This window comes from Paraburkholderia sp. 32 (assembly GCF_050435345.1).
GTDB lineage: Bacteria > Pseudomonadota > Gammaproteobacteria > Burkholderiales > Burkholderiaceae > Paraburkholderia > Paraburkholderia tuberum.
The window spans coordinates 2,761,135-2,788,031 of sequence record NZ_JBNDKD010000001.1 but is presented as its reverse complement, the minus strand read 5'-3'; the positions used below and the strand labels follow the sequence as shown (position 1 = coordinate 2,788,031).

At 65.1% G+C, this 26,897-nt stretch carries 24 protein-coding genes and 2 pseudogenes; 12 read left to right on the top strand and 14 right to left on the bottom strand.

Features of this window, described 5'->3' with window-relative positions:
* Positions 1–42: 42 nt before the first annotated feature.
* Entirely contained in the window at positions 43–915 is an 873-nt protein-coding gene (locus tag OKW26_RS12900) for an alpha/beta hydrolase (RefSeq protein WP_429353844.1), read from the bottom strand.
* Between the two features lie 212 nt (positions 916–1,127).
* A complete protein-coding gene (locus tag OKW26_RS12895; RefSeq protein ID WP_429353843.1) occupies positions 1,128–2,237 on the bottom strand; it encodes an OpgC domain-containing protein in 1,110 nt (369 codons plus the stop codon).
* 211 nt (positions 2,238–2,448) lie between these two features.
* Between OKW26_RS12895 and OKW26_RS12890 the strand changes: the two genes are divergently transcribed.
* From OKW26_RS12890 to OKW26_RS12880, 3 genes are all read left to right on the top strand, one after another.
* Positions 2,449–2,691, top strand: a complete 243-nt coding sequence (locus OKW26_RS12890) for a hypothetical protein (protein ID WP_143037192.1) — start codon at positions 2,449–2,451, stop codon at positions 2,689–2,691.
* Positions 2,692–2,764: 73 nt separating this feature from the next.
* Positions 2,765–3,943: a porin gene (locus OKW26_RS12885; protein ID WP_184067193.1), complete on the top strand. Its 1,179-nt coding sequence runs from the start codon at positions 2,765–2,767 to the stop codon at positions 3,941–3,943.
* Positions 3,944–4,371: 428 nt separating this feature from the next.
* Positions 4,372–5,319 (top strand): peptidoglycan DD-metalloendopeptidase family protein, encoded by a 948-nt coding sequence (locus OKW26_RS12880; RefSeq protein ID WP_429353842.1) that lies wholly within the window; start codon positions 4,372–4,374, stop codon positions 5,317–5,319.
* 250 nt (positions 5,320–5,569) lie between these two features.
* Here the strand turns inward: OKW26_RS12880 and OKW26_RS12875 are convergent, their stop codons facing one another.
* Positions 5,570–5,968 carry a hypothetical protein gene (locus OKW26_RS12875; protein WP_184034018.1) on the bottom strand — a complete coding sequence of 133 codons (399 nt, stop codon included), beginning with the start codon at positions 5,966–5,968 and terminating at the stop codon, positions 5,570–5,572.
* Between the two features lie 361 nt (positions 5,969–6,329).
* Between OKW26_RS12875 and OKW26_RS12870 the strand changes: the two genes are divergently transcribed.
* The 4 genes from OKW26_RS12870 (at position 6,330) to OKW26_RS12855 (ending at position 11,957) form a co-directional block, all read left to right on the top strand.
* On the top strand, positions 6,330–6,785 hold the full coding sequence (locus tag OKW26_RS12870; protein ID WP_018420878.1) for a (2Fe-2S)-binding protein: 456 nt from the start codon (positions 6,330–6,332) through the stop codon (positions 6,783–6,785).
* A gap of 1 nt (position 6,786) precedes the next feature.
* Positions 6,787–9,039: a molybdopterin cofactor-binding domain-containing protein gene (locus tag OKW26_RS12865; RefSeq protein ID WP_429353841.1), complete on the top strand. Its 2,253-nt coding sequence runs from the start codon at positions 6,787–6,789 to the stop codon at positions 9,037–9,039.
* A 17-nt stretch (positions 9,040–9,056) separates the two neighbouring features.
* On the top strand, positions 9,057–10,361 hold the full coding sequence (locus OKW26_RS12860; RefSeq protein ID WP_429353840.1) for a c-type cytochrome: 1,305 nt from the start codon (positions 9,057–9,059) through the stop codon (positions 10,359–10,361).
* A 273-nt stretch (positions 10,362–10,634) separates the two neighbouring features.
* A complete protein-coding gene (locus tag OKW26_RS12855; protein ID WP_429354234.1) occupies positions 10,635–11,957 on the top strand; it encodes an MFS transporter in 1,323 nt (440 codons plus the stop codon).
* A 20-nt stretch (positions 11,958–11,977) separates the two neighbouring features.
* Here OKW26_RS12855 and OKW26_RS12850 read toward each other — a convergent pair whose 3' ends face one another.
* The 7 genes and pseudogenes from OKW26_RS12850 to OKW26_RS12820 form a co-directional block, all read right to left on the bottom strand.
* Positions 11,978–12,634, bottom strand: a complete 657-nt coding sequence (locus OKW26_RS12850; RefSeq protein WP_184034006.1) for an amino acid ABC transporter permease — start codon at positions 12,632–12,634, stop codon at positions 11,978–11,980.
* A gap of 2 nt (positions 12,635–12,636) precedes the next feature.
* The gene (locus tag OKW26_RS12845; RefSeq protein ID WP_184067205.1) at positions 12,637–13,404 is read right to left on the bottom strand and encodes an amino acid ABC transporter permease; all 768 of its coding nucleotides are present in this window, start codon (positions 13,402–13,404) and stop codon (positions 12,637–12,639) included.
* 62 nt (positions 13,405–13,466) lie between these two features.
* Positions 13,467–14,288 carry a transporter substrate-binding domain-containing protein gene (locus tag OKW26_RS12840; RefSeq protein ID WP_090805986.1) on the bottom strand — a complete coding sequence of 274 codons (822 nt, stop codon included), beginning with the start codon at positions 14,286–14,288 and terminating at the stop codon, positions 13,467–13,469.
* A gap of 62 nt (positions 14,289–14,350) precedes the next feature.
* Positions 14,351–15,445, bottom strand: a complete 1,095-nt coding sequence (locus OKW26_RS12835) for an ABC transporter ATP-binding protein (RefSeq protein ID WP_429353839.1) — start codon at positions 15,443–15,445, stop codon at positions 14,351–14,353.
* Between the two features lie 25 nt (positions 15,446–15,470).
* Complete coding sequence (locus OKW26_RS12830) at positions 15,471–16,364, bottom strand: ABC transporter permease (RefSeq protein WP_429353838.1); 894 nt, start codon at positions 16,362–16,364, stop codon at positions 15,471–15,473.
* Positions 16,361–17,344 (bottom strand): ABC transporter permease, encoded by a 984-nt coding sequence (locus OKW26_RS12825; RefSeq protein WP_429354233.1) that lies wholly within the window; start codon positions 17,342–17,344, stop codon positions 16,361–16,363. The genes OKW26_RS12830 and OKW26_RS12825 overlap by 4 nt, the downstream gene beginning before the upstream one ends.
* 5 nt (positions 17,345–17,349) lie before the next feature.
* A pseudogene (locus OKW26_RS12820) lies at positions 17,350–17,844 on the bottom strand (ABC transporter substrate-binding protein); the annotation flags it as partial.
* 76 nt (positions 17,845–17,920) lie between these two features.
* On the opposite strand from OKW26_RS12820, the gene OKW26_RS12815 reads away from it, so the two are divergent.
* Positions 17,921–19,057 carry an IS110 family transposase gene (locus OKW26_RS12815; RefSeq protein WP_090812128.1) on the top strand — a complete coding sequence of 379 codons (1,137 nt, stop codon included), beginning with the start codon at positions 17,921–17,923 and terminating at the stop codon, positions 19,055–19,057.
* 373 nt (positions 19,058–19,430) lie between these two features.
* Here the strand turns inward: OKW26_RS12815 and OKW26_RS12810 are convergent.
* Positions 19,431–20,030 (bottom strand): annotated as a pseudogene (locus OKW26_RS12810) (ABC transporter substrate-binding protein); the annotation flags it as partial.
* 492 nt (positions 20,031–20,522) lie between these two features.
* Here OKW26_RS12810 and OKW26_RS12805 point away from each other — a divergent pair.
* Positions 20,523–21,416 carry a LysR substrate-binding domain-containing protein gene (locus OKW26_RS12805; RefSeq protein WP_090805978.1) on the top strand — a complete coding sequence of 298 codons (894 nt, stop codon included), beginning with the start codon at positions 20,523–20,525 and terminating at the stop codon, positions 21,414–21,416.
* A 35-nt stretch (positions 21,417–21,451) separates the two neighbouring features.
* Here OKW26_RS12805 and OKW26_RS12800 read toward each other — a convergent pair whose 3' ends face one another.
* Together OKW26_RS12800 and OKW26_RS12795 are read right to left on the bottom strand one after the other, a co-directional pair.
* Entirely contained in the window at positions 21,452–22,534 is a 1,083-nt protein-coding gene (locus OKW26_RS12800) for a calcium:proton antiporter (protein WP_429353837.1), read from the bottom strand.
* A 319-nt stretch (positions 22,535–22,853) separates the two neighbouring features.
* Entirely contained in the window at positions 22,854–23,213 is a 360-nt protein-coding gene (locus OKW26_RS12795; protein WP_429333972.1) for a BON domain-containing protein, read from the bottom strand.
* 369 nt (positions 23,214–23,582) lie between these two features.
* Here OKW26_RS12795 and OKW26_RS12790 point away from each other — a divergent pair, with 369 nt between their 5' ends.
* Together OKW26_RS12790 and OKW26_RS12785 are read left to right on the top strand one after the other, a co-directional pair.
* A complete protein-coding gene (locus OKW26_RS12790) occupies positions 23,583–24,212 on the top strand; it encodes a DNA-3-methyladenine glycosylase (protein ID WP_184067218.1) in 630 nt (209 codons plus the stop codon).
* 302 nt (positions 24,213–24,514) lie between these two features.
* The gene (locus tag OKW26_RS12785; protein WP_184067221.1) at positions 24,515–24,856 is read left to right on the top strand and encodes a DUF4148 domain-containing protein; all 342 of its coding nucleotides are present in this window, start codon (positions 24,515–24,517) and stop codon (positions 24,854–24,856) included.
* Between the two features lie 280 nt (positions 24,857–25,136).
* Here the strand turns inward: OKW26_RS12785 and OKW26_RS12780 are convergent, their stop codons facing one another.
* Positions 25,137–25,580 (bottom strand): CBS domain-containing protein, encoded by a 444-nt coding sequence (locus tag OKW26_RS12780; protein WP_184033976.1) that lies wholly within the window; start codon positions 25,578–25,580, stop codon positions 25,137–25,139.
* Positions 25,581–25,918: 338 nt separating this feature from the next.
* Between OKW26_RS12780 and ribA the strand changes: the two genes are divergently transcribed.
* Positions 25,919–26,569 (top strand): GTP cyclohydrolase II, encoded by a 651-nt coding sequence (gene ribA / locus OKW26_RS12775; protein ID WP_090805969.1) that lies wholly within the window; start codon positions 25,919–25,921, stop codon positions 26,567–26,569.
* Positions 26,570–26,897 lie beyond the last annotated feature (328 nt).

Sequence of the window (26,897 nt, the reverse complement as noted above, 5' to 3'; positions counted from 1 at the left end):
CCGCGGGGCTGGGCGGCCGTGCGCCTCGCGTGCCGCGCCGACTCAAGGGCGCTGATTCGACGGATGCTCCTGCGCCGGCGGCTTCACGCAGCCGAGCGTGTATTTGAGCGCGGCGGGCAACAGCGCGCTCCACACGTCCCACGTGTGGCCGCCGTCGATGATGCGCAGCGCCGCCGGATTGCCCGCGAGCCGCAGATGCGTGTACAGCAGCGAGGCGTCGGCCTGGATGTCGAGGTCGTCGTCGCCGGATGCGATGAACATCGGTAGGCGATACGCCTGGCTCATGTAGCGGTCCCACTGCGCCGGATAGTTGAGCTCGTGCCACACGCGCGGATCGAACTGGCGCTCGCCGAACACGCCGACCCGCCGCGCCGCCGACGCGCGCGGCGGCTCGTTCGCGTAGATCGCCGGACTGAGCAGCAGCGCGCCGCAAAACATCTCGGGCTGCGTCAGCGCGTAGCGCAGCGCGCCGAAGCCGCCCATCGACACACCGCCGATCATCCGGCCTCCGCGCTGCGTCGCGACCGCGTAGTGCGTTTCGATCTCGGGCAGCAGATCGTCGAAGAACGCGCTCTCCATCTTTTCCTTGCGGTCGACGTACCAGTCCGTGCCGCCTTGGGGCATCACGATGACGACCGGGGCAATCTCCTTGCGCTCGATCAGCGTGTCCGCGGCGTTCTGCAAATGACCTTGCGTGAGCCAGTCGTTGGCGTCGCCGTTATTGCCGTGCAGCAGGTAGAGCACCGGCAGGCGCGGACCGTCCGCGCGATAGCCGCCCGGCAGGTAGATCGTGTAGTTCCAGTCGCGGCCGAGCGCATCGGAATGGAAGCTGCGGCTCGCGACCGTGCTCGCGAATGCGGGCGCGCCGACGGCGCAGGCAAGCAGTGCGAGGGCGAAACTGAGGAATCGACGCATGTCAGTAGGGAAGGACGGCGGGCGCGGGACTCGCGCGCGGCCGTCATGCTATCAGCATTGGCGCCAGATTTGAGATGGAAAGTGGCGCAGAGAAGGACGGCGCTTTATGCGCGCAAAGTTCTTCGGGCGCCAAGGGGACGTCAAGTGCCCCGAAAATCGCGACGCGTCAGGGACGCGCTCGAAGGGCGCTCGAAACGTTGCCGAAAAGTTCTTCAGCCCGACGTCCGCAGCCGCCCGTCCACGAGCCGCCCGACGACCCGCTTCAGCGGTTCCACGGCCAACGCGACGGCAAACAGCGCGCCGACCGCGGCCGCATCGGCGAGCAGTCCGAGCGGATAGTTCAGGTAACCATCGGTCGCCGCGTAGAGCACCGAGTCGATCACCAGCGAAATCACCGCGCCGGCAATGAAGCACAGCAAACCCTGACGCCCGATCGCGCCGACCCACGGCAGCCGCCGCGCGACCTTCTTCGCCCAGCCGAGCTCGACCAGATTGGCGACGAGCCACGCGATCGCGAGGAAGTTCCCAGCGCGCAGGTAGGACAGGTTCTGCTTGAGGCTCGCGGCAAGTGGCGCATGCAGCAGAACGAGCTTGTAGTACGCGGCGCCCACGACCACCACGAACGCCAGCACGCTGACGAGCCATCCGGATCGATGCGCGCTGGTGCGCTGATACACCGGCTGGCAGCGCGCGAGCACGCCGAGCACGAACATCAGTTGCCACGCGAACGGGTTGAAGTCCCAGTGCATGTCGGGCGCGGCGGGAAGGTACTGGCTGACCGCCGGTGCGCCGGCCCACAGCGCGACGCTGCCGGCGACCAGCAGCCAAGGCTTGCTGCGCGCGAGCGGCAGGATCGCGGGCACCAGCAGCGCGAAGAACGCGTACATCGGCAGCACGGACGCGAGGTACGGCTGGCGGCGTAGCAGCACGATGTCGCGCAGCGCGGCAAGCGGCGTGTCGATCAGGTCGTCGAGATCGGTCGTGGCGAGATTCGGCCCGTCGATGCTGAATGCGGTTAGCACCGCGCTGACCAGCAACATCAGCCCGGCGGTGACGAGAAACGCGCGATAGATCTCGAACGAGCGGCGCAGGAAGCGGCCGCGCGCGATCGTCTCATTGCGCCGCTCGGCGAGCGTCGCATAGGCGGTGGCGGTCGCGAAGCCGCCGAGGAACACGAATACTTCGGCGGCATCGCACAGCGCGTACGCGTGCAGCGTCACGCGCGACAGAATGCTGCCGCCGATGTGATCGACGACGATGATCAGCAGAACCAGTCCGCGGAAAAAGTCGAGCTCGATCAGGCGGGAAGATGACTTGGCCATTGTTTGCGTCAAAAGCAGCCCCGTGCGACGGCGCGCTGATCCAGCGCGGCGGGCGTCTCACAAGGCTTTTTAATATGGGATTGGGTGCTGCGGCGGTGAGGTGATCCGTGCTGGCGTCGCCTGCGGCCCATCTCGCCACGCTCGACCGGTATCGCAAGGCGGCCGTGTCAGCGGGCTGTGAAGATGACCTTCGCTGTGACGCCGAGTTCCGTTGCATCGCAGCAAGGCGCAGGATTATATTTCTTTTCATGACAATGACGCAGCGAGACGGGCAGCAGCGGCTGCTGTTTACCTGAAGCGCCGTTACGAAAAAAGAGGCAGCAACACGCAGTGGAGAATTAGCAACATTCTCGATGCTTGGCGCATCCACTCATGGACGCCCGGACGATGTCATGTGAGGATTTCCGGAAAAGCGCAGCCATTGGAGCAGTCTTCAGAACTGCTGGAAAAGTGACGAGAATAAAGAGCAAAGAGAACAAAGCGGCCGGATCGAGTTGTCCTATCACTCGCGGTGCAGGGAGATCATCATGAACAAGCAAGTGTTCGCGCTGGCTGTCTCCATTGCTGCGTCTGCCGTTCTTGCCGCGCCTGCCGCCGCGCAGACTAGCGTCACGCTGTACGGCGTGATCGACGAAGGCATCAACTACACGAACAATGTCGGCCACGGCCATGTTTATGAACTCGCCAGCGGTCTTGCGCAGGGAAGCCGCTGGGGCCTGAAGGGCTCCGAAGATCTCGGCGGCGGCCTGAAGGCGATCTTCCAGCTCGAGAATGGTTTCGATCTGAATTCCGGGCGGCTCGGGCAGGGCGGCCGCCTGTTCGGCAGGCAGGCTTTCGTCGGACTCAGTTCAGAGGCGTACGGCACGCTGACGTTCGGCCGGCAATACGACTCGGTCGTCGATTATCTCGCGCAGACCACGGCCAACGGCAACTGGGGCGGCGAGCTGTTCTCGCATCCGTACGACAACGACAACACCGACAACACGTTCCGCCTCGACAACACCGTCAAGTACACGACCCCGTCGATCTCGGGCTTCCAGTTCGGCGGCACCTACAGCTTCAGCAACGACACGAACTTCGCCAACAATCGCGCCTACAGCTTCGGCGGCCAGTACACGTACGGCGGGCTGCTGGTCGCGGCCGCCTATCTGCAGGCCGACAATCCGGGCAACGGCTCGAACGGGGCGATCACCGCGAACGACGCCGGCTTCGTCGCGACGCGCCTGCGCGTGTTCGGCGGCGGCATCACCTATACGTTCGGACCGGCGACGGCGGGCTTCGTCTATAGCAACTCGAACTACCTGGAGCCGACCGCAAACGGCTATCTCGGCATCGAGCCGCTGGTGCCGCTCGTGCCCGTCACACCGCCGGGCGTGCTGCTGAATTCGCTCAAGTATCAGAACTTCGAGATCAACGGCAAATATCAGATTTCGCCGGTGCTGTTCGTCGGCGCGCAGTACGTGTACACGATGGAAACCTACGACGCATCGAACGGCGGCGTGAAGCCGCGCATCCATACGTTCGGCCTGATGGCCGACTACAACCTGTCCAAGCGCACCGACCTCTATCTGCAGGGCGCCTATCAACAGGTCACCGGCGATTCCACGCTATCGATCCTCGATTTCGCATTCATCCCCGGCACGCAGTCGCCGTCGTCGACGTCGAAGCAGGTCGTCGTGCGCGCGGCGATCCGGCATAAGTTCTAGTTCGCTGCCCTTCAAACACAGATCGGCCAGCCTTCGGATTTCGAAGGCTGGCCTTTTTTGCGCCCTCCGACGCGACGCATGGCTATTCAAGTTCCCCTCGCGCCTGCCGATATGTCGAATGTCAACAAGTCTGAACGCGCCGCGGCGAAGCGGTGATGTGTGCGTCGTTGGCGTCCCAATACACGTGCGGTCGTAACGCGGAAATACGGCTCGTAACGTCTGTATCAGAGTGTGTGGGGCAGGGCGTTTTTGTTAAACGACACTTTAGAATTCCGCGAGAAATTCAATCGGCAAGCAGGCAGGAAATGAGCGCCATACGAGGCGGCTTCGCCGTGCCGTCGGGAAGGCCGCGCGGCCGAAGATCGCGCACCTCGTCCGCGGCATCGGGCTATCCGGCTTGCGCATTCATAGAGCAGGAGTCGAACAGGATGAGAAAGCGTTTCGACAGAACGTTATTGGCAAGTCTCGCTGGCGCGTGGGTCGCGCTGGCCGTCAGCGGTTGTGCGAACGTCGGGCAGCCCAATGCGCAGAACGGTGCGGCAACCAGCGCCAACGCGGCGTCCGGCGTGCCGGCGGCGAATGCGACGGGAGCGGCGTCCGGCGACCCGGCGGGAGCCGCGCCGCTGTCGATCGACGCCAGCGATAACGCGCCGCTGAAAAAATCGCCGCCGCTCGTGTATCGGGTCAGGCGCGGCGACACGCTCGCGCGGGTTGCGCAGCATCATCACATCAGCGTCAAGCAGTTGCAGGCATGGAACGGGTTGAAGGCGTCGGCGCGGCTGAAGCCGGGGCAGGTGCTGCACGTTGCGTCGCCGGAAACGGTGCGCGCGGTGAAGGCGGCCAATGCGGCGGCCGCCGCGAAGGCGGCGGCGCAATCCGCGGCGCAGCGTGCGTCACAAGCGACAGCGCAAACGTCTGCGCAAGCTTCGACACAGTCCGCCGCGCCGGCTGCGGATGCCACCGCAGTGCGCGAAGTCACGCAGGAAACCCGCCGGCACGCGAGCAGCGTGACGCTCGCATGGCCTGCCGCGGGCGGCGTCGTCGAAGCGTTCCAGCCCGGCGAAACACGCGGCATCGAAATCGGCGGCAACGCGGGCGATCCAGTGCGAGCCGCCGCCGACGGCAAGGTGATGTACGCGGGCACCGGACTGAACAGCTACGGCAGTCTGATCATCGTCCAGCACAACAAGGATTTTCTGACCGCGTATTCGCACAACCGCAAGCTGATGGTCAAGATGGGCGACATTGTCCGCAAGGGACAGCAGATCGCGGAGATGGGCGACGAGAACAACTCGCGTGTGTCGGTGGGGTTCGAAGTGCGGCGCGACGGCAAGCCGGTCGATCCGCTGCCTTATCTGCCGCAGGGGCGCGGCTGAGCTTCCACGTTCCCGGAAAAGCTCACCTTGAATTTATTCAGCTAAACCAGGTAATTTGATCGACCGCGCATTCCGGCGGTCGACGAATCGTTGCAAAAGTACCTTCACGTCAGAGCATTCCGCTCGATCTGCGCAAGAATACCGACGATCAACCATGCGGCCACGACCCGCAGCCGTTTATGAACGGTGAGGCAATGCAGGAGCCGGCAGGCAGCGCACGCGCCGCCGCCGTGCCTGGTGCGAATCGCCGTTACGTCGTTTGCCCTCCGCGCAGCAGCCGCGATACCTCACCGTGGTAATGCAGGATCGCGGGATCGGCCTGCAAGAGCGGCAGATAACGCGGCAGGAAGTGATTGTGCGGTTGATCGGGCGAGAACAGTCCGACCACGGCCTCGGCGGTCGCGAGACGGTCGCCGGCCTCGGCTTCCGCGTCGTCGAGAACTTCGTCGACGCTCGCGATCACCGTCGACAGCGGCGTCAGCCAACGAAACCCCGAGCCGTTGATCAGCACCTGCAGGAATGCCGCCGGCGTTACCGGGCCGAACTCCTTTTCGTACGCGGCGCGTTCGTGATCGAGAATCGCCTTGTGCAGCGCAAGCAATGGTCGGCGAATGTCCGTGAGGAATTGAGTGCATTGCGGGTCGTTCATCGGCGGCTCCAGCGGCTGAGGTGATTCGACGGAATCGTGCGTCGCAACACCACGCAGTGCGATGCAGCGGGTCGCGCGATCACGCTAACGGATCGATCCGTCGATGGTAACGCATCGCTCCAGCCCACACATGCGATCCACCGCGCACAGCATGCGATGTGCCGCCTGACACCGCCAAAGCGAACTTCTTTCGACACGACTACAATCGGCCGGTTTTCTTGCGACACCCGCTCGCTCACAGGCCGCATTTCATGGCTTATTAGCGCGACACGCCGAACAAAACCGGTGCATGTCCGCGGTCTGGTGCGGTGTCGCGATCTAAACCGCGTGACCACAACAACGTCCCCACCCGGAGCCGCTCATGACAACGCTCAATATCAACGGCGAAACCCATACCGTCGATGCCCCGCCCGACATGCCCCTGCTGTGGGTGCTGCGTGATCTCGTCGGGCTGACCGGCACCAAGTTCGGCTGCGGCATCGCGCAATGCGGCGCATGCACCGTGCATCTCGATGGCGTCGCGGTGCGCTCGTGCGTGTTCCCGGCGGCGGCGGTCGGCGACCGCAAGATCGTCACGATCGAAGCGCTCGGCGCCACGCCCACGGGCCAGAAAGTGCAGCAGGCCTGGCGTGAGCTCGACGTCGTGCAATGCGGCTACTGTCAGTCGGGGCAGGTGATGTCGGCGGCGTCGCTGCTCGCGCGCAATCCCAATCCGAGCGACGCCGACATCGACGCCGCGATGGCGGGCAACATCTGCCGCTGCGGAACCTATCACCGCGTGCGCGCGGCGATCAAGCACGCCGCGAAGGGGGCCTGACATGTCCCAGGGATTGCTCGATGCGCAGAACGGCGCGCAGCCGGCTGACACCGACACGCGGCATGCACGCGGCATCTCGCGGCGCGGCTTCCTCAAATTCGGCGTGACGGTCGGCGCCGCGGCCGGCGGCGGTCTGCTGCTCGGCTTCAGCATGCCGGCCGCGAGCCAGGATCAGAAGGCGGGCAAGAGCGTGATCGGCGGCGATGCGAACGAGGCGCCGCAAAGCGGCGTGTTCGCGCCGAACGCGTTCATCCAGATCGACAACGCCGGCAAGGTCACGCTCGTGATACCGAAGGTCGAGATGGGTCAGGGCGTCTATACGTCGATTCCGATGCTGATCGCCGAGGAACTCGAAGTGCCGCTCGGCACGGTCACGCTCGATCACGCGCCGCCCAACGAAAAGCTCTTCATGGACCCGCTGCTCGGCGGCCAGTTGACCGGCGGCTCGACGTCGATCCGCTTCGCGTGGGAGCCGATGCGCCGCGCGGGCGCGACTGCGCGCGTGATGCTGATCAACGCGGCCGCGCAGCAGTGGCAGGTCGATCCGGCGAGTTGTCATGCGCAGGCCGGTCAGGTGATCCACCCGGCCAGCAATCGCAGCGCGAGCTATGGTCAGCTCGCGCAGGCCGCCTCCGCGCTGCCCGCGCCGCAGAACGTGCCGTTGAAAGACCCGAAGGACTTCAAGCTGATCGGCACGCCGGCGAAGCGTCTCGATTCGCCGGAGAAAGTCGACGGTACCGCGCAGTTCGGCCTCGACGTGCGCTTGCCCGAGATGGTTTACGCGGCGATCGCGAACTGTCCGGTGTTCGGCGGCACGCTCGCGAGCGTCGACGATACGCATGCGAAGACGATCCCCGGCGTGCGCGAGGTCATCAAGCTCGACAACGCGGTCGCGGTGATCGGCGCTCACACGTGGGCCGCGAAGCGCGGCCTGCAGGCGCTCGACATCAAGTGGAACGAAGGCGCGGGCGCGCAGGTATCGATGAAGCGCATCGTCGACGATCTCGCGGCGGCCTCGCAACATGGCGGCGCGGTGGCGCGCAAGGACGGCGACGTCGGCCGCGCGTTCGGCGATGCGAAGTCGCGCGTCGACGCGGTCTACCAGCAGCCGTTCCTCGCGCACGCGACGATGGAGCCGGTCAACGCCACGGTCCACGTGCGCGGCGACGCCTGCGAAATCTGGCTCGGCTCGCAGGTGCCGACGCGTGTCGTCGATGCGGCGGTCGCGGTCACGGGCTTGCCCGCCGACAAGATCATCGTGCATAACCATCTGATCGGCGGCGGCTTCGGACGGCGGCTCGAAACCGACATGGTCACGCAGGCCGTGAAGGTCGGCAAACAGGTGTCGACGCCGGTCAAGGTGCTGTGGACGCGCGAGGAGGACATCCAGCACGACATGTACCGACCGTACTACTACGACACGATCTCCGCCGGGCTCGACGCGAACGGCAAACCGATCGCGTGGCAGCATCGCATCGCCGGGTCGTCGATCATGGCGCGCTTCGCGCCGCCCGCGTTCAAGAACGGGCTCGACCCCGATGCGGTGGAGGTCGCCGCCGATCTGCCGTACGACCTGCCGAACCAGCTGGTCGACTACGTGCGCGTGGAACCGCACGCGGTGCCCACCGCGTTCTGGCGCGGCGTCGGGCCGACGCGCGGCACGTTCGTCGTCGAGAGTTTCATCGATGAACTCGCCGCGCACGCGAAGATCGATCCGGTGCAGTACCGGCGCGATCTGCTCGGCAAATCGCCGCGCGCGTTGAACGTACTCAACCTGGCCGCGCAAGCGGGCAACTGGGGCAGCGCGCTGCCCAAGGGGCAAGGGCGCGGCATCTCGGTGATGCACGCGTTCGGCAGCTTCTTCGCGATCGTCGTCGAGGCCGCGGTCGAGCAGGGCGAAGTGACGGTCAAGCGCGTCAACTGCGCGGTCGATTGCGGGATGTTCGTCAACCCGAACACGATCGAAGCGCAGGTGCAGGGCGGCATCATCTTCGGCATCACGGCGGCGCTTTATAGCGAGATCACGATCAAGGACGGTCGCGTCGAGCAGAACAACTTCACCGACTACCGGATGCTGCGCATCGACCAGACGCCGCCGATCGACGTGCACATCGTGAAGAGCGGCGAGGCGCCCGGCGGCATCGGCGAACCCGGCACCGCGGCGCTCGCGCCCGCGCTGACCAACGCGATCTATGCGGCCACCGGCACGCGGCTGCGGCAATTGCCGGTTGGCCGCCAACTGCACAACGCCTGACGCGAAAGGAGCCCGACATGAAAAAAATGCTGAAGGGTCTTGGCGCGGCGCTATGCGTCGCATTGCCGTTTATCGCCCAGGCGCCTGCTGATGCCGCAACTGCGTCAGCCACCGGCGCAGCCGATCAAACCCTCGTGCAACGCGGCGCTTACCTCGCTCAACTCGGCGATTGCGCCGCTTGCCACACCGCGCCGAAAGGCAAGCCGTTCGCCGGCGGCCTGCCGATGAACACGCCGATGGGCCGCATCTACGTGACCAATATCACGCCCGACGCACGGACCGGCATCGGTGGCTACACCGAAGCCGACTTCGCGCGGGCGCTGCGTGAGGGCGTCGCGAAAGACGGCCACAACCTGTATCCGGCGATGCCGTATCCGTCCTACGCGAAGGTCGACGACGACGACGTGAAGGCGCTGTACGCATTCTTCATGCACGGCGTCGCGCCAGTGCAGCAGGCGAATCGCGAGTCCGACATCAAGTGGCCGTTGAACATGCGCTGGCCGCTGATGTTCTGGAACATGGCGTTTCTCGAGAAGGGTGCGTATCGCGACAAGTCGGGCAAGGACGTCGCGTGGAATCGCGGCGCGTATCTGGTGCAAGGGCTCGGACATTGCGGGTCGTGTCACACGCCGCGCGGTGTTGCGTTCCAGGAAAGTGCGCTCGACGAAAGCGGCAGCGCATTCCTGAGCGGCGCGCTGCTCGACGGCTGGTTCGCGTCGAACCTCACGGGCGAGCACAACACCGGGCTCGGCCGCTGGAGCGACGAGGATCTGCGCACGTTCCTGAAGACCGGCGCGAATCGCCATGCATCGGCGTTCGGCGCGATGACGAGCGTGATCAACAACAGCACGCAAGCGATGAGCGATCAGGACGTCGCGGCAGTCTCGACGTATCTGAAGTCGCTGCCGCCGGTCGGCGGCACCGGCGCGGCGGCCTATACGTACGATCCGCAGGCGACGAAGGTGTCGCTCGATCGCCCCGCGAACGATGCCGGCGCACGCGTCTATACGGCGTATTGCATGCATTGCCACGGCGTCGACGGGCACGGCTTCGCGCCGATGCTCGCGCCTCTCGCCGGCAATCCGAACGTGCTCGCGAAGGACGCGTCGTCGCTGATCAACGTCACGTTGAACGGCACCGGCGATCTCGTGATCGACGGCGTGCCGTCGCCGTTTCCGATGCCCGGCTTCGCCGCGGTGCTCGACGATCAGCAGATCGCCGATGTGCTGAGCTTCGTGCGGGCTGGCTGGAACAACGGCGCGCCGGCGGTCGGTGCGGCGGAGGTGGCGAAGTTGCGGCAGTCGACGCAGGCGGGGCGTTGATCGGTCGCTAAGTGCGGCGCAGAAGCGCGCTTGCCGACCTCGCGCCGTTTCAGGTTGTGGGCCAACCGACGGCAGCTATCATAGTGGGGCGGCCACACCGCGCCTTCGTCGATGACTCGCCGTCGGCCAATGCCGACATTTGCACCACGACCGATACAGGCGCATTGGTCCTATGGGAGTCCCCGTCGTGTTCGAACGGCTCTCGGAATTGGCCACGACCTTCGTCCGCCGTGCGGCGTCGAAGTCTCTGCGCGAAGCTTATGGTCTTCCGACATGACCCTATCCAGTCAAGCCCGAAACGTGTCGGTCACACCGTCGGCTTCTCGCCTGTCGACGCTCAGTCACATACAGATCGCGTCGCTGTGGTTTGCGCTCTTTACCCAATGGATGACGGTCGTTCCGGTGCTCGTGCCGGCACAGGTCGCCGATATGCTCGGACGCGATGCCGCGTTGAAAGAAGGCGTGGCCGGCTCCGTCATTGCGTCCGGCGCATTCATTGCGATGATCGTGGCGCCACTGGCCGGCGCGCTTTCAGATCGCTGCTCTGCAAAACATGGACGTCGGCGACCGTTTCTCGTCACCGGCGTGTTCGGCATTGCGGTTGCACTGGTATGGCTTGGTTCATTCAACGGCGGGGGGAGCGTAGGGATGTATACACTCGCGTTCCTGCATCTCCAGTTCTGGTGGAACTGGGCGGCGGGGCCGTACGCCGGGCTGGTGCCCGATGTCGTGCCAAAACAGGAAACCAACCGCGCGAGCGCGTGGCTCAACGTGATGACCGTGCTCGGCACGATCACTGGCAACGTGGTGCTCGTTGCCCTCTATTCGCCGGGCCACCTGTATCCTACGGTTGCCGCGTTCATTGCGATCATGTTGCTCTGCCTTTGGCTGACGATTCGCGGCTCGCGCGAGCCGACACCTGTCAGATCCCGAGAACGGTTCGAGCTCGTCACGTTCATGCGCTCGTTCTATCTCGATCCACGCCTGCACCGAAACTTTTACTGGGTGCTGGTAACCCGTCTGTTCGGCAACATGGGAATCTGGTCGATCTTCGCCTTCATGTTGTACTACCTGCAGGACGTGATCGGCATTCGTCATCCGACCAGTCTCCTGAATGGGCTGCTTGGCGTCGGCGTGGTGCTAGCGATCCCGGCCAGCCTGCTGGGCGCACGGCTCGCCGACCGGCACGGCGTCGTTCCCGTTGTCCGCCTGACCAGCTGGATCATGGCCGGAGCTGCGATTGGCTTTGTCCTGCTGGCGTTGCATCCAAACCTGTTGCTGGTGATCGCAGTCGGGCTGGTTTTCTGCGCCGCTTACGGAACCTATCAAGCCGTCGACTGGGCACTCGCGCTGCAAGTGTTGCCCGACGATGCGTCCAGCGGCAAGGACATGGGCATCTGGCAAGTGTCGATGGTGCTACCGCAGATCCTCGGCCCTGCCGCGACCGGGTGGATGCTGTCATGGGTCAAGGCGTTTGCCGGTGCCGGACCCGCCTATGTCGTCGCGTTCGTCGTCGCAGCAGGGTGGTTCGTGCTCGCGGCGTGGTTCGTCTCGCGCATCAAGATTGCTTCCCGGCAGCACGTATCCGTGACTTGAACTACAGAGCGCGAATCACCTCACCGATGCTGTCCCACCTTCTGCCGCTTTTCGAGCACGCGAGCATACCAGGTCAGCGGAAAACACATCGCGAAGTAGATCATCGCGACCATGCCGTAGATCGGAAACGGCCGGAACGCGGCATTCGTGATCATCGTGCCGGTCTTCGTCAGTTCGGCGAAGCCGATGATCGACGCGAGCGCGGTGCTCTTGACCACCTGCACGAGAAAACCGACGCTCGGCGCGACCGCGATCTTCAGCGCCTGCGGCCACACGATGTAGCGCAACTGCTGGCCGAACGTCATGCCGAGGCTCGCACCCGCGGCCCACTGACCGCGCGGCACCGCTTCGACGCAGCCGCGCCAGATGTCGACCAGATACGCGCTCGTATAGAGCGTCAGCGTGACGGTCGCGGCGGCCCACGGCGACACGTCGATGCCGATGAGCGGCAAGCCGAAGAAGGCGAGAAAAAGCTGCATCAAGAGCGGCGTGCCCTGAAACACCTCGACGTACAGCACGACGATGCGGCGCAGCCACGCGATCGGCGACACTCGCATCGCGAGCAGCACGAGCCCGACGATCCCGCCGCCGACGAACGCGATCAGCGACAGCAGCACGGTCCAGCGCGCGGCGAGCAGCAGGTTGCGGGCGATGTCCCACAGCGTGAATTCGACCATGATCAGCGCTCCGTCGGCAGGGTGCGCGCGCCGCGCCACATCAGGCGGCTGCGCCAGTTGCGCGGCAAGCCGTCGTTGCCGCTACTACTGCGGTTGTTACCTCGCGCCGCGCGGCCCGCGAACAGCCCGCGGCCGAAGCGGTTCAACAGCTGCCGCAACACGATCGACATCAGCAGATAGGCAGCCGTGATGATCACGTAGCTCTCGAACGAGCGGAAGTTGCGAGACTGGATGAAGTTCGCCGCATAGGTCAGGTCGGGCACCGAGATCTGCGACACGACGGCCGAGCCGAGCATCACGATCAGCACCTGGCCGAGCAGCGCGGGAAACACGTTGGCGAGCGCCTGCGGCAGCACGACGTAGCGGAACACCTGGCGCCCATGCAGGCCGAGCGCCTGGGCGGCCTGCACCTGGCCGCGCGAAATCGAATCGATGCCGGCGCGCACGATCTCGATCGCGTACGCGCCGAGATTGACGGTCATCGCAAGAATCGCGGCCTGTATCTCGTCGATATGAATGCCGAGGCTCGGCAGGCCGAAAAACACGAAGAACAACTGCACCAGAAACGGCGTGTTGCGGATCAGCTCGACGTAGCTCGCGACCAGCCAGCGCGCCCACTTCGGCCCGGCCGCCGCGATGCTCGCGCCGGCGATCCCCACCATCCCGCCCGCCAGGGTCGACACGGCCGTGAGGCCGAGCGTCACGGCGGCGCCGCGCGCGAGCATCCCCGCATACAGGCCGAAGCCGCTGAAATCGAACGCGTAAGTCATGGCCTCGTGCCCATCGTAGGATCAGATCGCGGCGCGGCCTTCACGGCGCCACGCCACAGGTTTCAAAAATCGGCCGGCAGCGGCGCGCGCAGCCACTTCTGCGAAATCGCGTTCATCGTGCCGTCCTTGCGGGCCTTGGCAATCGTTTCGTCGACCTTCGCCTTCAGGCGCGGCTCGTTCTTGTTCAGACCGACGTGATCGGGCGAGCTGAACAGCGCGAACTTCTGCTCCGGATCGTTCGCCGGATGCCGCGCGAGAATCGTCGCGCCGACGTCGTTGCCGACCACCATCAACTGTACCTGACCAGAAAGAAACGCCGAAATAGCGCCGTTCGGATCGTCGAAACGTTTGATGTTCGCCGACGGCGGGGCGATCTTCGTCACGCTCAGGTCTTCGAGCGTGCCGCGCGCGACCGAGATCGACTTGCCGCCGAGGTCGGCGGCGGTCTTCACCGGCAGCGACTTCGGGCCGAACACCGCGAGGTAGTACGGCGCGTAGGGTTGCGAGAAGTCGATCACTTTTTCGCGCTCGGGCGTCTGGCCGACCGACAGCAACATGTCGGCCTTGTGGTCGGCGAGAAAGGCCATGCGGTTGTCGCCGGTGACCGGCACCAGTTCGACCTTCGCGTTGAGCGCCTTGCCGATCAGATTGGCGACGTCGATGTCGTAGCCGACCGGTTTCATGTCCGGACCGATCGAGCCGAACGGCGGATAGTCCTCGAATACGCCGATGCGCACGGTGCCCGACTTCGCGATGTCGTCGAGCGCGTCGGCATGCGCGGCCGACGGCAGCGCGCACAGCGCGCCGAGCGCGGTCATCGCGAGTGTCGCGGCGAGCGTCGCGAACACGCGGCGGGTCGATTGGAGAGCGGGGCGCTGGTTCATGATGGGTTCCTCTGTCGTAATACGGTAGTTATTCAGGCAAAGCCGTGTGATGGATTCGGGTATCAGGCGGCGCGCGCGGCGATCAGCTTGCACGCGTGCGGCGGCAGCTCGGCGAGCACCGGCATGCCGAGCGCGAGCCCGGGCGTTTCGCGCGGCGTGGTTGCGGCGGTCAGCGTGAAGCCCACGCAATCGATCGTCGCTTCGAGCGAGGCGCCGACGTCGCGAATGAACGTGACGGTACCGGGCAGCCGGTTCGGGTTCGGTGCTTCCGTGGCCGCCTTCACGCAGATGTCCTCGGGGCGAATCAGCAGGCGGATCGCGTCGCCGGCCGCACCCGGCTGCCGCGCATCGGCGAGCGGCGCGCTCGGGTGCGGCGTCACCGCGATGCGCCGTCCGCCCGGCAGGCTCACGACGCCCGCGCCGTCGTACCTCACCGGCAGAATGTTGCCGAGCCCGATGAAGTCGGCGACGAACTCGCTGACCGGATCGCGGTAGATGTCGAGCGGCTTGCCGACCTGCGCGATGCGGCCTTTCTCCATCACGACGATCTCGTCGGCCATCGTCATCGCTTCGCGCTGGTCGTGCGTGACCATGATCGTCGTGATGCCGAGGCGTTGCTGCAGCAGGCGGATTTCGACCTGCATCGCTTCGCGCAGCTTCGCGTCGAGCGCGGACAGCGGTTCGTCGAGCAGCAGCAGTTGCGGCTCCGAAGCGATCGCGCGCGCGATCGCGACGCGTTGGCGCTGACCGCCCGACAGTTGCGTGACCGGCCGGTTCGCCATGTGCGGCAGCTGGATCAGTTCGAGCAGTTCGGCGACGCGGCGCGTTTGCCGGTCTTTCGCGACCTTGCGCAGCTTCAGCGGATACGCGACGTTCTGCGCGACCGTCATATGCGGAAACAGCGCGAGCGACTGGAACACCATGCCGAAGTCGCGCCGATTGGCCGGCAGCCGAGTGATGTCGCGGCCGGCGAAATGGATGCTGCCCTCGGTCGGCGTTTCGAGGCCTGCGATCATCCGCAGCAGCGTGGTCTTGCCGCAGCCGGACGGGCCGAGAAAGCACACGAGCTTGCCGTCGGGCACGCTCAGGTCGACGTCGTCGACGGCATGCACGGCGCCGAAGCGCCGCGTGACGGCCTGCAAGGTCAGAGGGGTCATCGGAGGCTCCAGCAAGGTGGCGGGTTCACAGCGCGACGCCTTCGTCGCCGATCAGCTTTTCGAGCAGCCAGATCAGCGCGAAGTCGATCGCGACGATGACCACCGCGAAACAGAACACGGTCGGATCGAGCGACGACACCGTGCGGCTATAGAGCCACACCGGCAGCGTGATCGTATCGATGCTGTACAGGAAGAACGTCACCGTGAACTCGTTGAACGACACGATGAAGGCGAACAGCATGCCGGCGAGAATGCCGGGGCGCATCAGCGGCAGCACCACGTCGATGAGCGCGCGGCCGGGGCTCGCGCCCATCACGAGCGCGGCTTCCTCGAACTCGGGGCCGATCGACGCGACCGACGCCGCGCAGTTCTTCACCGTGAACGGCAGCGCCAGGATCACATGCGCGATGATCAGCCGGCCGACGCCAAGCTCGACCGGCAGCACGTTGAACACCAGCAGCAGCGACAGGCCGAGCATCACGAGCGGATAGACGAGCGGCAGCGCGACCAGTTGCTCGACCACCGGCTTGCCGTGAAAACGGTAGCGCGACAGCGCGTACGCGGCGGGCACGGAGACCAGCGTCGCGATCAGCATCGTCGATAGCGCGACGACGAGACTCGTGCTCAGCGCGGCGCCCATCGACAGCGTATCGGTCGCGTCCGGTGACACGAAGCTGTGCCACGCCGCGCGGTACCAGTGCAGGCTGTACGCGTGAGGCGGGAATTCGAGCGTGTCGGCCGCGCTGAACGACATCGCGATCATCGTCAGGATCGGCAGCGCGGCGAGAAACAGCACCACGCCGGCGACGAGCGCGGTCGCGCGGCCGAGCTGGCCGGGCATCGTCTGCGGCAGGCGCGGGAAGCGCGGTGAACGAGGTTCGGTGCGCGGCAGGTGCGAGGTCGGCAGCGGCGTGCTCATGCGTGAGGCTCCCCGGTCAGGCGTTGGGTGCGGCGCACGAGCCGTTGCGACAGCGCCATCACGGCGAGCGTCGCGATCATCAGCACCACGCCGGAAGCGGAGGCGGCCGGCCAGTTCAAGAGCGGCGCGACCTGATCGTGCACCAGCACCGCGAGCATCGGCACACGCCGGCCGCCGAGCAGCAGCGGCACCGCGAACGCGCTCGCGTTGTACGCGAACACCAGCAGCGCGCCCGACACGAGGCCCGGCATCGCGAGCGGCAGCAGCACGTGACGCAGCGTTTGCCAGCGTGTCGCGCCGAGAGTCGCGGCGGCTTCCTCGTACGAGAGCGACACCGCGCGCATCGCGCTGGACAGCGGCAGCACGGCGAGCGGAAACGCGGTCTGGATCAGCCCGAGCAACACGCCATGCTCGCGATACAGCCACATCACCGGACGCTCGACCAGTCCGCTCGCGAGCAGCGCGTGATTGAGCAGACCCGCCGGGCCGAGGATCACGAGCCAGCCATAGCCTTGCAGCAGCAGATTGACGAGCAGCGGCAGCAGCACACCCGCGAGCAGCAGCCGGCGCGCGAGCCGCGATGTCGTGCGCGCCATCGCGAGCGCGACCGGAATCGCGAGCACGACCGCGCACAGCATGCTCTGGAACGCGAGCCGCAGCGTTAGCCACAACGATTTCAGGAAGTAGCCGTCGAGCAGGTCCGCGTAGTTCTGCAGCGTGAAGCTGCGCCATTCGTTGCCGGACGTGCCGAAGCTCATGCGCAGCACGACCAGCGCGGCCGCGCCGAGTATCGCCAGAAACAAAAGGATCGGCGCGAGCAGCAGCCACGGGCGCGCTTTCGCGAGCGTCGTTGCGCCGGCAGCGGGGTCGGTCACGGCCGTCGCAACCACTGCGGAAGCGGAGGCGCCGCCGCCGGGCGCTGGGCCCGGCGCGGCTTCGTCCGGCATCATCGCGGCACGCCGCGGGAAGCGCGCGAGCATCGTGGTTACGCCGAGAAGATTTCGGTGTAGCGCTTGATCCATGCCGGCTGCACGGCGGCGAGCGCCTTGTCGTCATGCAGCACGGCTTTCTCGGCGATCTGCTGCGGGCTCGGCACGAACGCGCGGCTCTCGGCCGGAATCATCGCTTTCGAATTGACTGGGCCGTTCAGCACATCGGCGGCCATGCGGCCTTGCACGCCGGCGTCGAGCGAGTGATTGATGAACGCGTGGATCAGGTCGGTGTCGCCCGGATGCGCTTTCGGAATCACCGTGAACATCAGTTGCGTCGCGAAGCCTTCCTTCATGCCGTAGGTCACGCCCATCTTGTATTCGGGCTTGCGGATCTGATCCGGGAAAAACGCGGGCGAGTAGATGCCGCCGATGTCGAGCGAGCCCGTGCGGAACAGGTCGGCCACCTGGTTCGGGTTCTCGCCGAGCGTCATCACGTGGTCTTTGAGCTGCGCGAGCTTCTTGAAGCCGGGCTCGATGTTCTGCTGCGAGATGCTATGTGGGACTACCCAAGCCAGACCCGTTTAGCTAAAACGGAATTTCCAACCCTGTGCAAAGGAGACGGAAATGTCGGCGACCCAGACAGTCCCACAAGGCAATGATACGGCGATCCAAGTCCAGCTCTACATGAGCTTCGAACTCGGCGACAAGTCGTGGAAGTTGACGGCCAGCGATGGCCGGCGCGGCCCGAGCCGTTTCAGCGTGCACGCCGGCGACACGGCTGCGGTGCTCGACTGCGTGCGCCGCGCCAAGGAGCGCTGCCAGCTCGAACCGCAGGCCCCGGTGCATTCGTGCTATGAGGCCGGCCGCGATGGCTGGTGGCTGCATCGCTGGTTGAGCGGGCAAGGCATTGACAACCTCGTGGTCGACCCGGCGAGCATCGAAGTGAACCGACGCGCCAGACGGGCCAAGACCGACCGGCTCGACGGCGATAAGCTGCTGGTGATGCTCAGGCGCCACCACGCTGGCGAGCGCATCTGGTCGGTGGTGCACGAGCCCACGCCCGAGCAGGAAGACGCGCGCCGCACGCACCGTGAACTGGCCCGGCTGAGCCAGGAGCGTACCGCCCACACGAACCGCATCCGCTCCCTGCTGGTGCTGCACAACCTGCGTGTGCCGGTCATCGTCGGCGGGCGCGACTGGGCGGCGTGGTGGGAGCGCCATCGCGAGCAGGTGCCGCCGGTGTTGCGCGGCGAGATCGAGCGCGAGAGCGCGCGGCTGGCGCTGGTCAGGCAGCAGCTCAAGGTGCTGGAAGCGGCGCGGCGCCAGGAACTGGCCGAGGGCAAGCATCCGCTGGTGGCGCAACTGGCACGGCTGCGCGCGATCGGCCCCAAGGGCGCCTGGGTGCTGGTCAAGGAAGTGTTTGGCTGGCGACGTTTCGCCAACCGGCGCGAGCTGGCCGGCAGCCTGGGGCTCACGCCGACACCCTACGACAGTGGCGGCAGTCAGATCGAGCAAGGCATCAGCAAGGCGGGCAACAAGCGAGCGCGCACGATGCTGGTCGAACTCGCCTGGCGCTGGCTGCAGCTGCAGCCCGACAGCCTCCTGACCCAGTGGTTCAACCGGCGCTTTGCCGGCGGCGGCAAGCGCATGCGGCGCGTGGGCATCGTGGCGTTGGCGCGGCGCCTGGCTATCGCGCTGTGGCACTACCTCGAGCACGGCGAGATTCCGGCCGGCGCCTCGCTCAAGCCGGCAGCTGCCTGAAATTCCGGGCAGCACGGGTACCACGCAACGCCTTCGCACGCAACACGTCATCATGATCCAGGGTCGACGCGCCCGGAACGTCGGCGGGTCACGGCACCCCGTGACCGTCTCGCAGAGATGGGGCGCGCCCATAACCGGGGTTTGCCAGCGCGCCTTGCGCGCATGCTGCATGAGGTGCAGGGTGTTGGCGCCCTGCACGGATAGAAGTTCGTTCGGGCACTGGCTCGAACGCTCATCACACCCCGACCCCGGACCAGGATGGCACAGCCATGTCGCGCCAAGGCATCACGCGCTCAACAACCTACAGGAGCCACCATGAAATCCAAGCCCTTCACGTGATCAAAAACGGCTTGACATACAAGTCCCCATAGAAGCCGCCGTTCATCTTCGCGGCGATGATCGCGAGATCGACCGCTTCGGCCCACTCGGGCGGCGGCAGGAAAACGCGGCCGGCGTATTTCGGGTCCCACAGCGCCTCGTACGACGAAGGCGGCGTCTTGACCGTCGCGGTGTTGTAGATGAGGCCGTCGGACCACAGCAGATAGCCGACGCCGAAACCGTTCGCGCCGGTGCGGTATGGCGGCGCGACTTCTTTCAGGTTCGGCAGGCGCTCGAGGTCGGGCTTCATCAGCAGGCCCGCGTCGGCGAGGCCGGAGGCGCCGACGCCGGCGAGCGTGATCACGTCATAGGTGGGGCGCTCGCCCGCTGCCTTGACTTTGGCGACCATGCCGGAGGTGCCGTCGGCGCGATCGGCGATGACCTTCGCGCCGGTCTTCGCGGTGAAGGTCGCGGCGATGTTGCGCAGCGCGGCCGTGCCGGTATCGTCCGACCACGTCAGGATGCGCAGCGTCTTGCCGCTGAAGTTGTGCTCCTGTGCGCGCAGATTGAGGAACGGCATCGGCAGCGCGGATGCCGCGAGCGCCGTACCGATCGTCTTGATGGCCTGCCTTCTACCCCGTTTGATCTGCTGCATGGCGGTCTCCTGTGTTGAACGCCCGTTGCCCATGATTCGCCGTGACCGCTGCCGGATATACCGTGCGTGGATGCACTGTAGGTTTGCCAAAATCACGCAACAATCGAAATATGCGCATGGATCGCATGACGTACGCTCATGGCTCGCCGCCGGCGAACGCAGTGGCGAGCGATTTGGCGACGCGCCGGGAAGCTACGGGCGATGGCTTATGCGGGTTAACGTCCAGATCTGGCTGAGGAATCCCAGGGTGCGTCGAGGTATGAGGAAAGCTCGGTTCTGGTGCGATTGCCGAAGGCTTCTTTGCACCGCGCCGGTGCGACATTCCTCGGTACGGGCGTTTTTCACGCATGCCATGAGTCGAACGCATGCGGGTTTGCCTGCGCGCCCACTCGTGCGCGCATAGCCGATCGCGTATGCTGTGGGCTTGACGGGCAGGGCGGCGAGGGGCGCTGCCGCAGCCACGCAATGATTTTTTCTGATCCTGGACATTCGATGCGACGCCTACCGCCGCTCAACGCGCTGCAGATTTTCGAAACCGTCGCGCGCCATCGCAGCTTCACGCGTGCCGCCGATCATCTGTGCCTGACGCAAGGCGCGGTCAGCCGGCAGATCATCGCGCTCGAGGAGTACTACAAGTTTCCGCTGTTCAAGCGTCACGCAAAGGGGCTGACGCTGACCGCCGAGGGCGAAATGCTGCTGCCGGCGGTCAAGGAGAGCTTCGCGCGGATCGAGGAAATGTCGCTGCGCTTGACGAGGCAGCGCACCGATCTCGCGCTCAAGGTGCCGACCTGCGTGATGCGCTGGATGCTGCCGAAGATCATGCGCTTCCAGTCCGACTATCCCGATCTGCACGTGCAGATCACGACCACCTGGCAGCACGACGTCGATTTCCAGAGCGAGCCGTTCGACGCGGCGATCATCTATGGTTCGTCGCCCGGTGCGGACGTGCAGGCGGTGTCGCTGTTCGAGGAGCGTCTGACGCCGGTCTGCACGCCCGAGCTGCTGAAGGACAAGCCGCTCGCGCAGGTCGCCGATCTCGGGCGCCACACGCTGCTGCATCCGACGCGCGATCACCGCGACTGGAAGATGTGGCTCGCGAAAGTCGCGGAAGCCGATTCGGCGGGCGCCGCGACGATCGACGCGGAGCTCGGCCCGAGCTTCGATACGCTCGACATGGCGACCAACGCCGCCGCGCAGGGTTTCGGTGTCGCGATCAGCGACCTCGCGCTAATCGACGAGGACGTCGCCGCCCGGCGCCTCGTGCGGCCGTTCGATACCGTGCTGAAGACCGGCTGGCGCTATTACTTCGTGTATCCGGACTCAGTCGCGCAACAGCAGAAGCTGAATCTGTTCCGCGACTGGATCGCCGAGCATTGGGAAGAGTGAGGTTGCCGTCCGCCCGTGCCGGATAAGGCATCGCGTCACGGCGCGAACGACAGAAACAGATAAGCCGCGAACAGCGACAGATGCACGGCGCCTTGCAGAATCGTCGTGCGCCCGGTGCTGAGCGTCAGCGTCGCGACCACCAGCGTGAGCGCGAGCAGCACCATGTCCTTGCCATCGATGCCGAGCACGATGGGCTGACCGATGTACAGGAACACGCCGGCGACGGTGGGAATGGTCAGGCCGATACTCGCCAGTGACGAGCCGAGCGCGAGGTTCAGGCTGGTCTGCAGACGGTCGGCGCGCGCCGCGCGCAGCGCCGCGAGTCCTTCCGGCAACAGCACCAGCGACGCAATCACGATACCGACCACCGCTGGCGGCGCGCCCACGCTCAGCACCGCTGACTCGACCACCGGCGACAGCACTTTCGCGAGCAGCACGACCGCGACGAGGCTCACGAGCAGCAGCGCGCCGCTGATGGCTGCGAGGCGCGCGCCGGGCGGCTCGGCATGGACGTCTTCGTCGGGCACGCCGGCGAGGAAGTAGTCGCGATGGCGCACCGTCTGCACGAACACGAACACGCAGTACAGCACCAGCGACGACACGCCGGCAAACGCGAGCTGCGACGGCGACAGGACAGGCCCGGGGCTGGTGGTCGTGAAATTCGGCATCACGAGCGTCAGTACCGACAGCGATGCGAGCACCGCCAGCGCGGCCGCCGCGCCGCGGCTCTGGAAGTCCTGTTCCAGATGGCGGATGCCGCCCACCAGCAGACACAGCCCGACGAGCCCGTTGCAGACGATCATCACGGCCGCGAATACCGTATCGCGCGCGAGGCCGGCTTTCTCGGGACCGGACGTCAGCATCACCGAGACGATCAGCGCCACCTCGATCACCGTGACGGCGACCGCGAGCACCAGCGTGCCAAACGGCTCGCCGACGCGATGCGCGACCACTTCGGCATGATGCACGGCGGCAAACACGGCCGCGCATAGCGACATGCCGGCCAGTGCGAGCAGCAGCGTGTTGCCCGGCATCGCGTAGGCGGCGGCGAGCACGATCCAGCTAACGATCGGCGCGACGAGGGTCCAACGAGGCAAGACGGTCGCGGACGAAGTCATGCGGCCTTCCTTTCGGTGCGTATGTGAACCTGAAGTAATATCTTAACAAGTGACGTTAAGCTATTAAATTATCGGGGATAACTCGTTACGAGAAGCCGTCGCCACGCGGTCGGGTCGTCATCGCGACGCGCGTAGCGCATTGAAAATATCGCGGTTTCGGGGGCGCGGGGAATCGCCGCGTCGGATGGTGCGATGGCCGCACCGTGAGGCAATGGTGTCGAGCGCTGCATCGGAGGGGGAATTGGCGTCGCGGCGGAGCTTTCCGCCGTCGACGCCAGCTTGCTGCTGTTACCGCAACTTCTTCGGCCGTTCGACCGGATTACTGGCCCATGGCGCGGATCGACAGTGCGCTCTTCACCGACGTCACGCCTGCCACGCCTTGAGCGGCGTTCGTCGCGAGTTCGATCTGAGCCTGTTCCGGCACCGAGCCTTCCAGCGTGACGGCGCCTTCGCGTGCGCGCACGGTGATGTTGCCGACGGTCAGGCCCTTCGTACGTGCGAGCGTCGCGCGGACCTTCTTCTGCAGCGCGCGATTAGCCGCGCGAGTCTGCTTGGTGGTCGGTGCCGTTGCCGCCGGCGCTGCGGTCGCGGCCGCCTCGCTGCTTTGCGCGTACGCGTTGAGGGAAGCGAGAACGACTAGCGCGCCGCCGATCATCTTGATTGCCGAGAATGCTTTCATTCAACCATCTCCTGTTGTCGTAGAACGTCGATCCCCGGATGGGGTCGATTTTTTTACACCAGCGGGTACGGCGGGATTCAATGCCAATGGAACAGGTACAGCAGTCTGCGAACGCTTTCAGCCGACACGCGGTTTCAGCGAGCCGCGAAGCGCGCGCCGAAACATGCAAACGGCCGTGTGACCGGCCGGATGAACACAATACAACAATTGGTGCCATGTTGACTTCCATGGCGCAGAAAATGAGGCTTCGGTACAACGAATTTGTCGAGCGCAACCGGTCGATGACGTGGGAGTGGGGCGACTGCGCGCTTGTCGCGAGGCCGTAGGTTTCAGCACCGATTTCAGCACCGACTCAAGGACACCCAGCGCATGCGAAACGAAGCTCTTCCGATCCGACCGTTGCGCCGCGAGGATCTGCCGATCGATACCGTGGAACTCGCGCGCTTCATGGTCGGCAAATATCTCGTGCACGATCTGCCCGAAGGACGCCTGAGCGGACGCATCGTCGAGACCGAGGCGTATCCGCTCGGCGACTCGACGAGCCATGCGTTCATCGGACGTCGTCCGTACAACGGGTCGATGTTCCTCGCGCGCGGTCATGCTTATGTGCGGCTCACCTACGGCGTGTCTTACATGCTCAACATGTCGTCCGAAGCGGAGGAGGTCGGCGCCGGCATCCTGCTGCGCGCGATCGAACCGCTCGAAGGACTCGCGCTGATGGAAGCGCGCCGTCCCGGCGTGCCGCTGCGCGATCTTGCGCGCGGACCCGGCCGGCTGACGGTGGCGTTCGGCATCGGCCAGGCGCTCGACGGCCGCGATTTGTGTACGGGGCGGGGGCTATGGATCGGCGTGATCGAGACTGGCGACGCGCCGATCGGCGTGACGACGCGCATCGGCCTGTCGCGCGAGATGCACCGTCCGTTGCGATTTTTCGAGCCGGGCAGCGCGTTCGTCAGCGGCCCGCGCAAGCTACTGACGATTCCGCATTCGGGCGCATGACGTCGCAGCTACGCGCGTACATCGATTCAGACGTTTCGGCGTGCGTGCGGGCGAATTTTTTCTTCGATCAGACGTATTTCGGAAACATCAGACGCAAAGGTGACGATCCGGGCAATTGTTACCCCGAAGATCATGCTAACGGAGGCGGTTCCACGATATTTCCCGAGATCGTTGCGAACCGAGCAATTTTCTATCTCGAAATTAAGGGTTTTCCCTTGGCGCTGCGGTGACTAGACTCAAGTCATTCGCTGGACACCGAGGTGTCGGCGATGCAGATAAAACCACATTGGAGGGAAGTCACCATGAAATCGCTGATCAAGGCAGTTGCCATTGCGGCCCTTGTCGCCGCGCCAGTCGTATCGTTCGCGCAGTCGAGCCAGCAGCCGGTCACCCGCGCGGAAGTCCGCAGCGAACTGATCCAGCTGGAGCACGCGGGCTACAACCCGGCGACCTCGAGCGACCCGAAATATCCGGCCGACATCCAGGCCGCCGAGCAGCGCGTGCAGGCGCAAAATCCGACCGTCGCGCAAACCCAGCCGAGCGCTGATACCAGCGGTTACGGCGCGCCGATGAGCGGATCGACCCAGGCGGGCGGCATGAAGCAGCCGATGAGCGGCCCGAAGAGCGTCTATTTCGGTAACTAATTTCGGTAACTAATTTCGGTAACTAAGCAGGCAGCAGAATCTGTGTGCGCGTCGTTTGACGGCGCACACAGCGTTTCATACCCGGTACTGTTTCAAACGAGCGCGCCGCACTCATGCGCCCGAGAGCGTGTGATCCGCGCGCGTAGCGTTCCTCTTTCCGAAGGAACCTCCGCTGCCGCAAGGTAGCTTGGCCCAAGCTCTTAGAGGTTTGGGCTTTTTTTGCGCCTGGTCCCGCGCGGATGATCGATGCGGTGTCGCTCAGCTAAAACCGTGCTGCCTGTCAGAGCCGTTCGCCGTGAATATAGAACTCGAGTTGCTGAATCGTGAACTGCTGTTCCGCGATGATGTCCTTCACGAGGTCGCCAATCGACACCATGCCGACCAGCCTCTCGTTGTCGATGACAGGCAGGTGACGCATGCGCCGCTCGGTCATCAGCGCCATGCAGTCTTCGGTCGTCTGGTCCGGACGAACGAAGCGCACCGCCTTGCTCATGATGTCGCGCACCGGCGTCGCCTTCGACGACCGGTCCATCAGCACGATCTTGCGCGCGTAGTCGCGCTCCGTGATGATGCCGGCGATGCTGTCGCCGTCCGTCACCACCAGCGCGCCGATGCTTTTCTCGGCCATCAACCGGATCGCCTCGTAGACGGAATCGTCGGCGCCGATCGTGTAGACCTCGGAGGGGTTCGGTTTCGTTTTAAGAAGCTGTGCAACGCTTGTCATGGAGCGGCTCCGTTTCGCAATGCAGCACGCCGAAGTGGCGCACTGTCGTGAGGGACAGGCGATACCAGTATAGGCGCGACGTGCGCCCGCGGTACACCGGGAATACCTCGGGCGCGCCGGACGATGCGCGCTGGATTGACGCGGTCCGCGCGGGCTTGTTTCGGGTCTCGGGCTCGTGTTTCGCGTGATGCGCGTGTGCCGGGTGCGGCTTGTCGCGGGGCAGCGTCCCGTGCAAGCGAAGGGGCATCCACGTGCTGCATGCGGATTAGCGGTAAACTCGCAGTCCACACCTTATCCCCGGCTCGACCGGGTTCATGCCAGCACCATTGTTCAACGCCATGCTCACGTCTCAGGATCCATCGCCCGCAGCGGACGGCGCCGTCACCGGCGAATGCGTCGTGCTCGACGCCACCGCCACGCTGCCCACGCGCTACGGCACGTTCACTTCCTATGTGTTTCGCGTGGTCGACAGCGGCGCCGAACATCTCGCGCTCGTGATGGGCGATGTCGCCAACCAGTCGTCGGTGCTGACGCGCCTGCATTCGGAATGTCTGACGGGCGACGTGCTCGGCTCCTATCGCTGCGACTGCGGCGAGCAGCTCGATCTCGCGCTGCGCTATATCGCAGCAGAGGGTTGCGGCGTACTGCTGTATCTGCGCGGCCACGAAGGACGCGGCATCGGTCTGTCCAACAAGATCCGCGCGTATGCGCTGCAGGAGCAGGGGCGCGATACCGTCGAAGCCAACCTCGATCTCGGCCTGCCCGACGATTCACGCGAATACGATTCGGCCGCGGGCATCCTGCGCACGCTGAAGGTCACGTCGGTGCGGCTGATGAGTAACAATCCCGAAAAGTTCGACACGCTGTCGAAGCACGGCATTCCGGTGTGCGAGCGTGTCGCGCTCGCGATTCCGATGCGCGAGGAAAACGAGCGGTATATCCGCACGAAGCAGCTGAAGTTCGGGCATTACTTCGACGAGAATGAATAGCCATGTTTTCAGGCTTGTCTCGGCAAGCCCAAAGCCTTCCCGGGATATACTGCAAGTAACTGAATTTTAAGAAAAATATTAGCGGCTCAGGCCCGTCGGTTCGTGTGTCGATGCGTGTCTCCGCTTACCCAAACTTGTGATGCTGGCATAGGTTTTTGTGCCGTTATGCAGAAAACCTGCGCCGAGGGAAGAATGCGCTTTGATGCACGTGCCGTGGCCAAGCTGCCGAGCGGCAAGCACATGACGTTTGAGGGATTTCCAGGCCTACGCCTACCATGCTTCAACGAGCCGCAAGTCATGGAGGTATCGCTATAAGTCGCCGATCGAC

Excerpts from the sequence above, each read along its gene's own strand:
- OKW26_RS12865 (WP_429353841.1), top strand. The coding sequence starts at position 6,787 with ATGTCCCAGGGATTGCTCGATGCGCAGAACGGCGCGCAGCCGGCTGAC.
- OKW26_RS12875 (WP_184034018.1), bottom strand. The coding sequence starts at position 5,968 with ATGAACGACCCGCAATGCACTCAATTCCTCACGGACATTCGCCGACCA.
- OKW26_RS12815 (WP_090812128.1), top strand. The coding sequence starts at position 17,921 with ATGTCGGCGACCCAGACAGTCCCACAAGGCAATGATACGGCGATCCAA.
- OKW26_RS12895 (WP_429353843.1), bottom strand. The coding sequence starts at position 2,237 with ATGGCCAAGTCATCTTCCCGCCTGATCGAGCTCGACTTTTTCCGCGGA.
- OKW26_RS12780 (WP_184033976.1), bottom strand. The coding sequence starts at position 25,580 with ATGACAAGCGTTGCACAGCTTCTTAAAACGAAACCGAACCCCTCCGAG.
- OKW26_RS12880 (WP_429353842.1), top strand. The coding sequence starts at position 4,372 with ATGAGAAAGCGTTTCGACAGAACGTTATTGGCAAGTCTCGCTGGCGCG.
- OKW26_RS12840 (WP_090805986.1), bottom strand. The coding sequence starts at position 14,288 with ATGAACCAGCGCCCCGCTCTCCAATCGACCCGCCGCGTGTTCGCGACG.
- OKW26_RS12790 (WP_184067218.1), top strand. The coding sequence starts at position 23,583 with ATGCGAAACGAAGCTCTTCCGATCCGACCGTTGCGCCGCGAGGATCTG.
- OKW26_RS12805 (WP_090805978.1), top strand. The coding sequence starts at position 20,523 with ATGCGACGCCTACCGCCGCTCAACGCGCTGCAGATTTTCGAAACCGTC.
- OKW26_RS12785 (WP_184067221.1), top strand. The coding sequence starts at position 24,515 with ATGAAATCGCTGATCAAGGCAGTTGCCATTGCGGCCCTTGTCGCCGCG.
- OKW26_RS12900 (WP_429353844.1), bottom strand. The coding sequence starts at position 915 with ATGCGTCGATTCCTCAGTTTCGCCCTCGCACTGCTTGCCTGCGCCGTC.
- OKW26_RS12855 (WP_429354234.1), top strand. The coding sequence starts at position 10,635 with ATGACCCTATCCAGTCAAGCCCGAAACGTGTCGGTCACACCGTCGGCT.
- OKW26_RS12870 (WP_018420878.1), top strand. The coding sequence starts at position 6,330 with ATGACAACGCTCAATATCAACGGCGAAACCCATACCGTCGATGCCCCG.
- ribA (WP_090805969.1), top strand. The coding sequence starts at position 25,919 with ATGCTCACGTCTCAGGATCCATCGCCCGCAGCGGACGGCGCCGTCACC.
- OKW26_RS12885 (WP_184067193.1), top strand. The coding sequence starts at position 2,765 with ATGAACAAGCAAGTGTTCGCGCTGGCTGTCTCCATTGCTGCGTCTGCC.
- OKW26_RS12800 (WP_429353837.1), bottom strand. The coding sequence starts at position 22,534 with ATGACTTCGTCCGCGACCGTCTTGCCTCGTTGGACCCTCGTCGCGCCG.
- OKW26_RS12860 (WP_429353840.1), top strand. The coding sequence starts at position 9,057 with ATGAAAAAAATGCTGAAGGGTCTTGGCGCGGCGCTATGCGTCGCATTG.
- OKW26_RS12825 (WP_429354233.1), bottom strand. The coding sequence starts at position 17,344 with ATGCTCGCGCGCTTCCCGCGGCGTGCCGCGATGATGCCGGACGAAGCC.
- OKW26_RS12835 (WP_429353839.1), bottom strand. The coding sequence starts at position 15,445 with ATGACCCCTCTGACCTTGCAGGCCGTCACGCGGCGCTTCGGCGCCGTG.
- OKW26_RS12830 (WP_429353838.1), bottom strand. The coding sequence starts at position 16,364 with ATGAGCACGCCGCTGCCGACCTCGCACCTGCCGCGCACCGAACCTCGT.
- OKW26_RS12795 (WP_429333972.1), bottom strand. The coding sequence starts at position 23,213 with ATGAAAGCATTCTCGGCAATCAAGATGATCGGCGGCGCGCTAGTCGTT.
- OKW26_RS12850 (WP_184034006.1), bottom strand. The coding sequence starts at position 12,634 with ATGGTCGAATTCACGCTGTGGGACATCGCCCGCAACCTGCTGCTCGCC.
- OKW26_RS12845 (WP_184067205.1), bottom strand. The coding sequence starts at position 13,404 with ATGACTTACGCGTTCGATTTCAGCGGCTTCGGCCTGTATGCGGGGATG.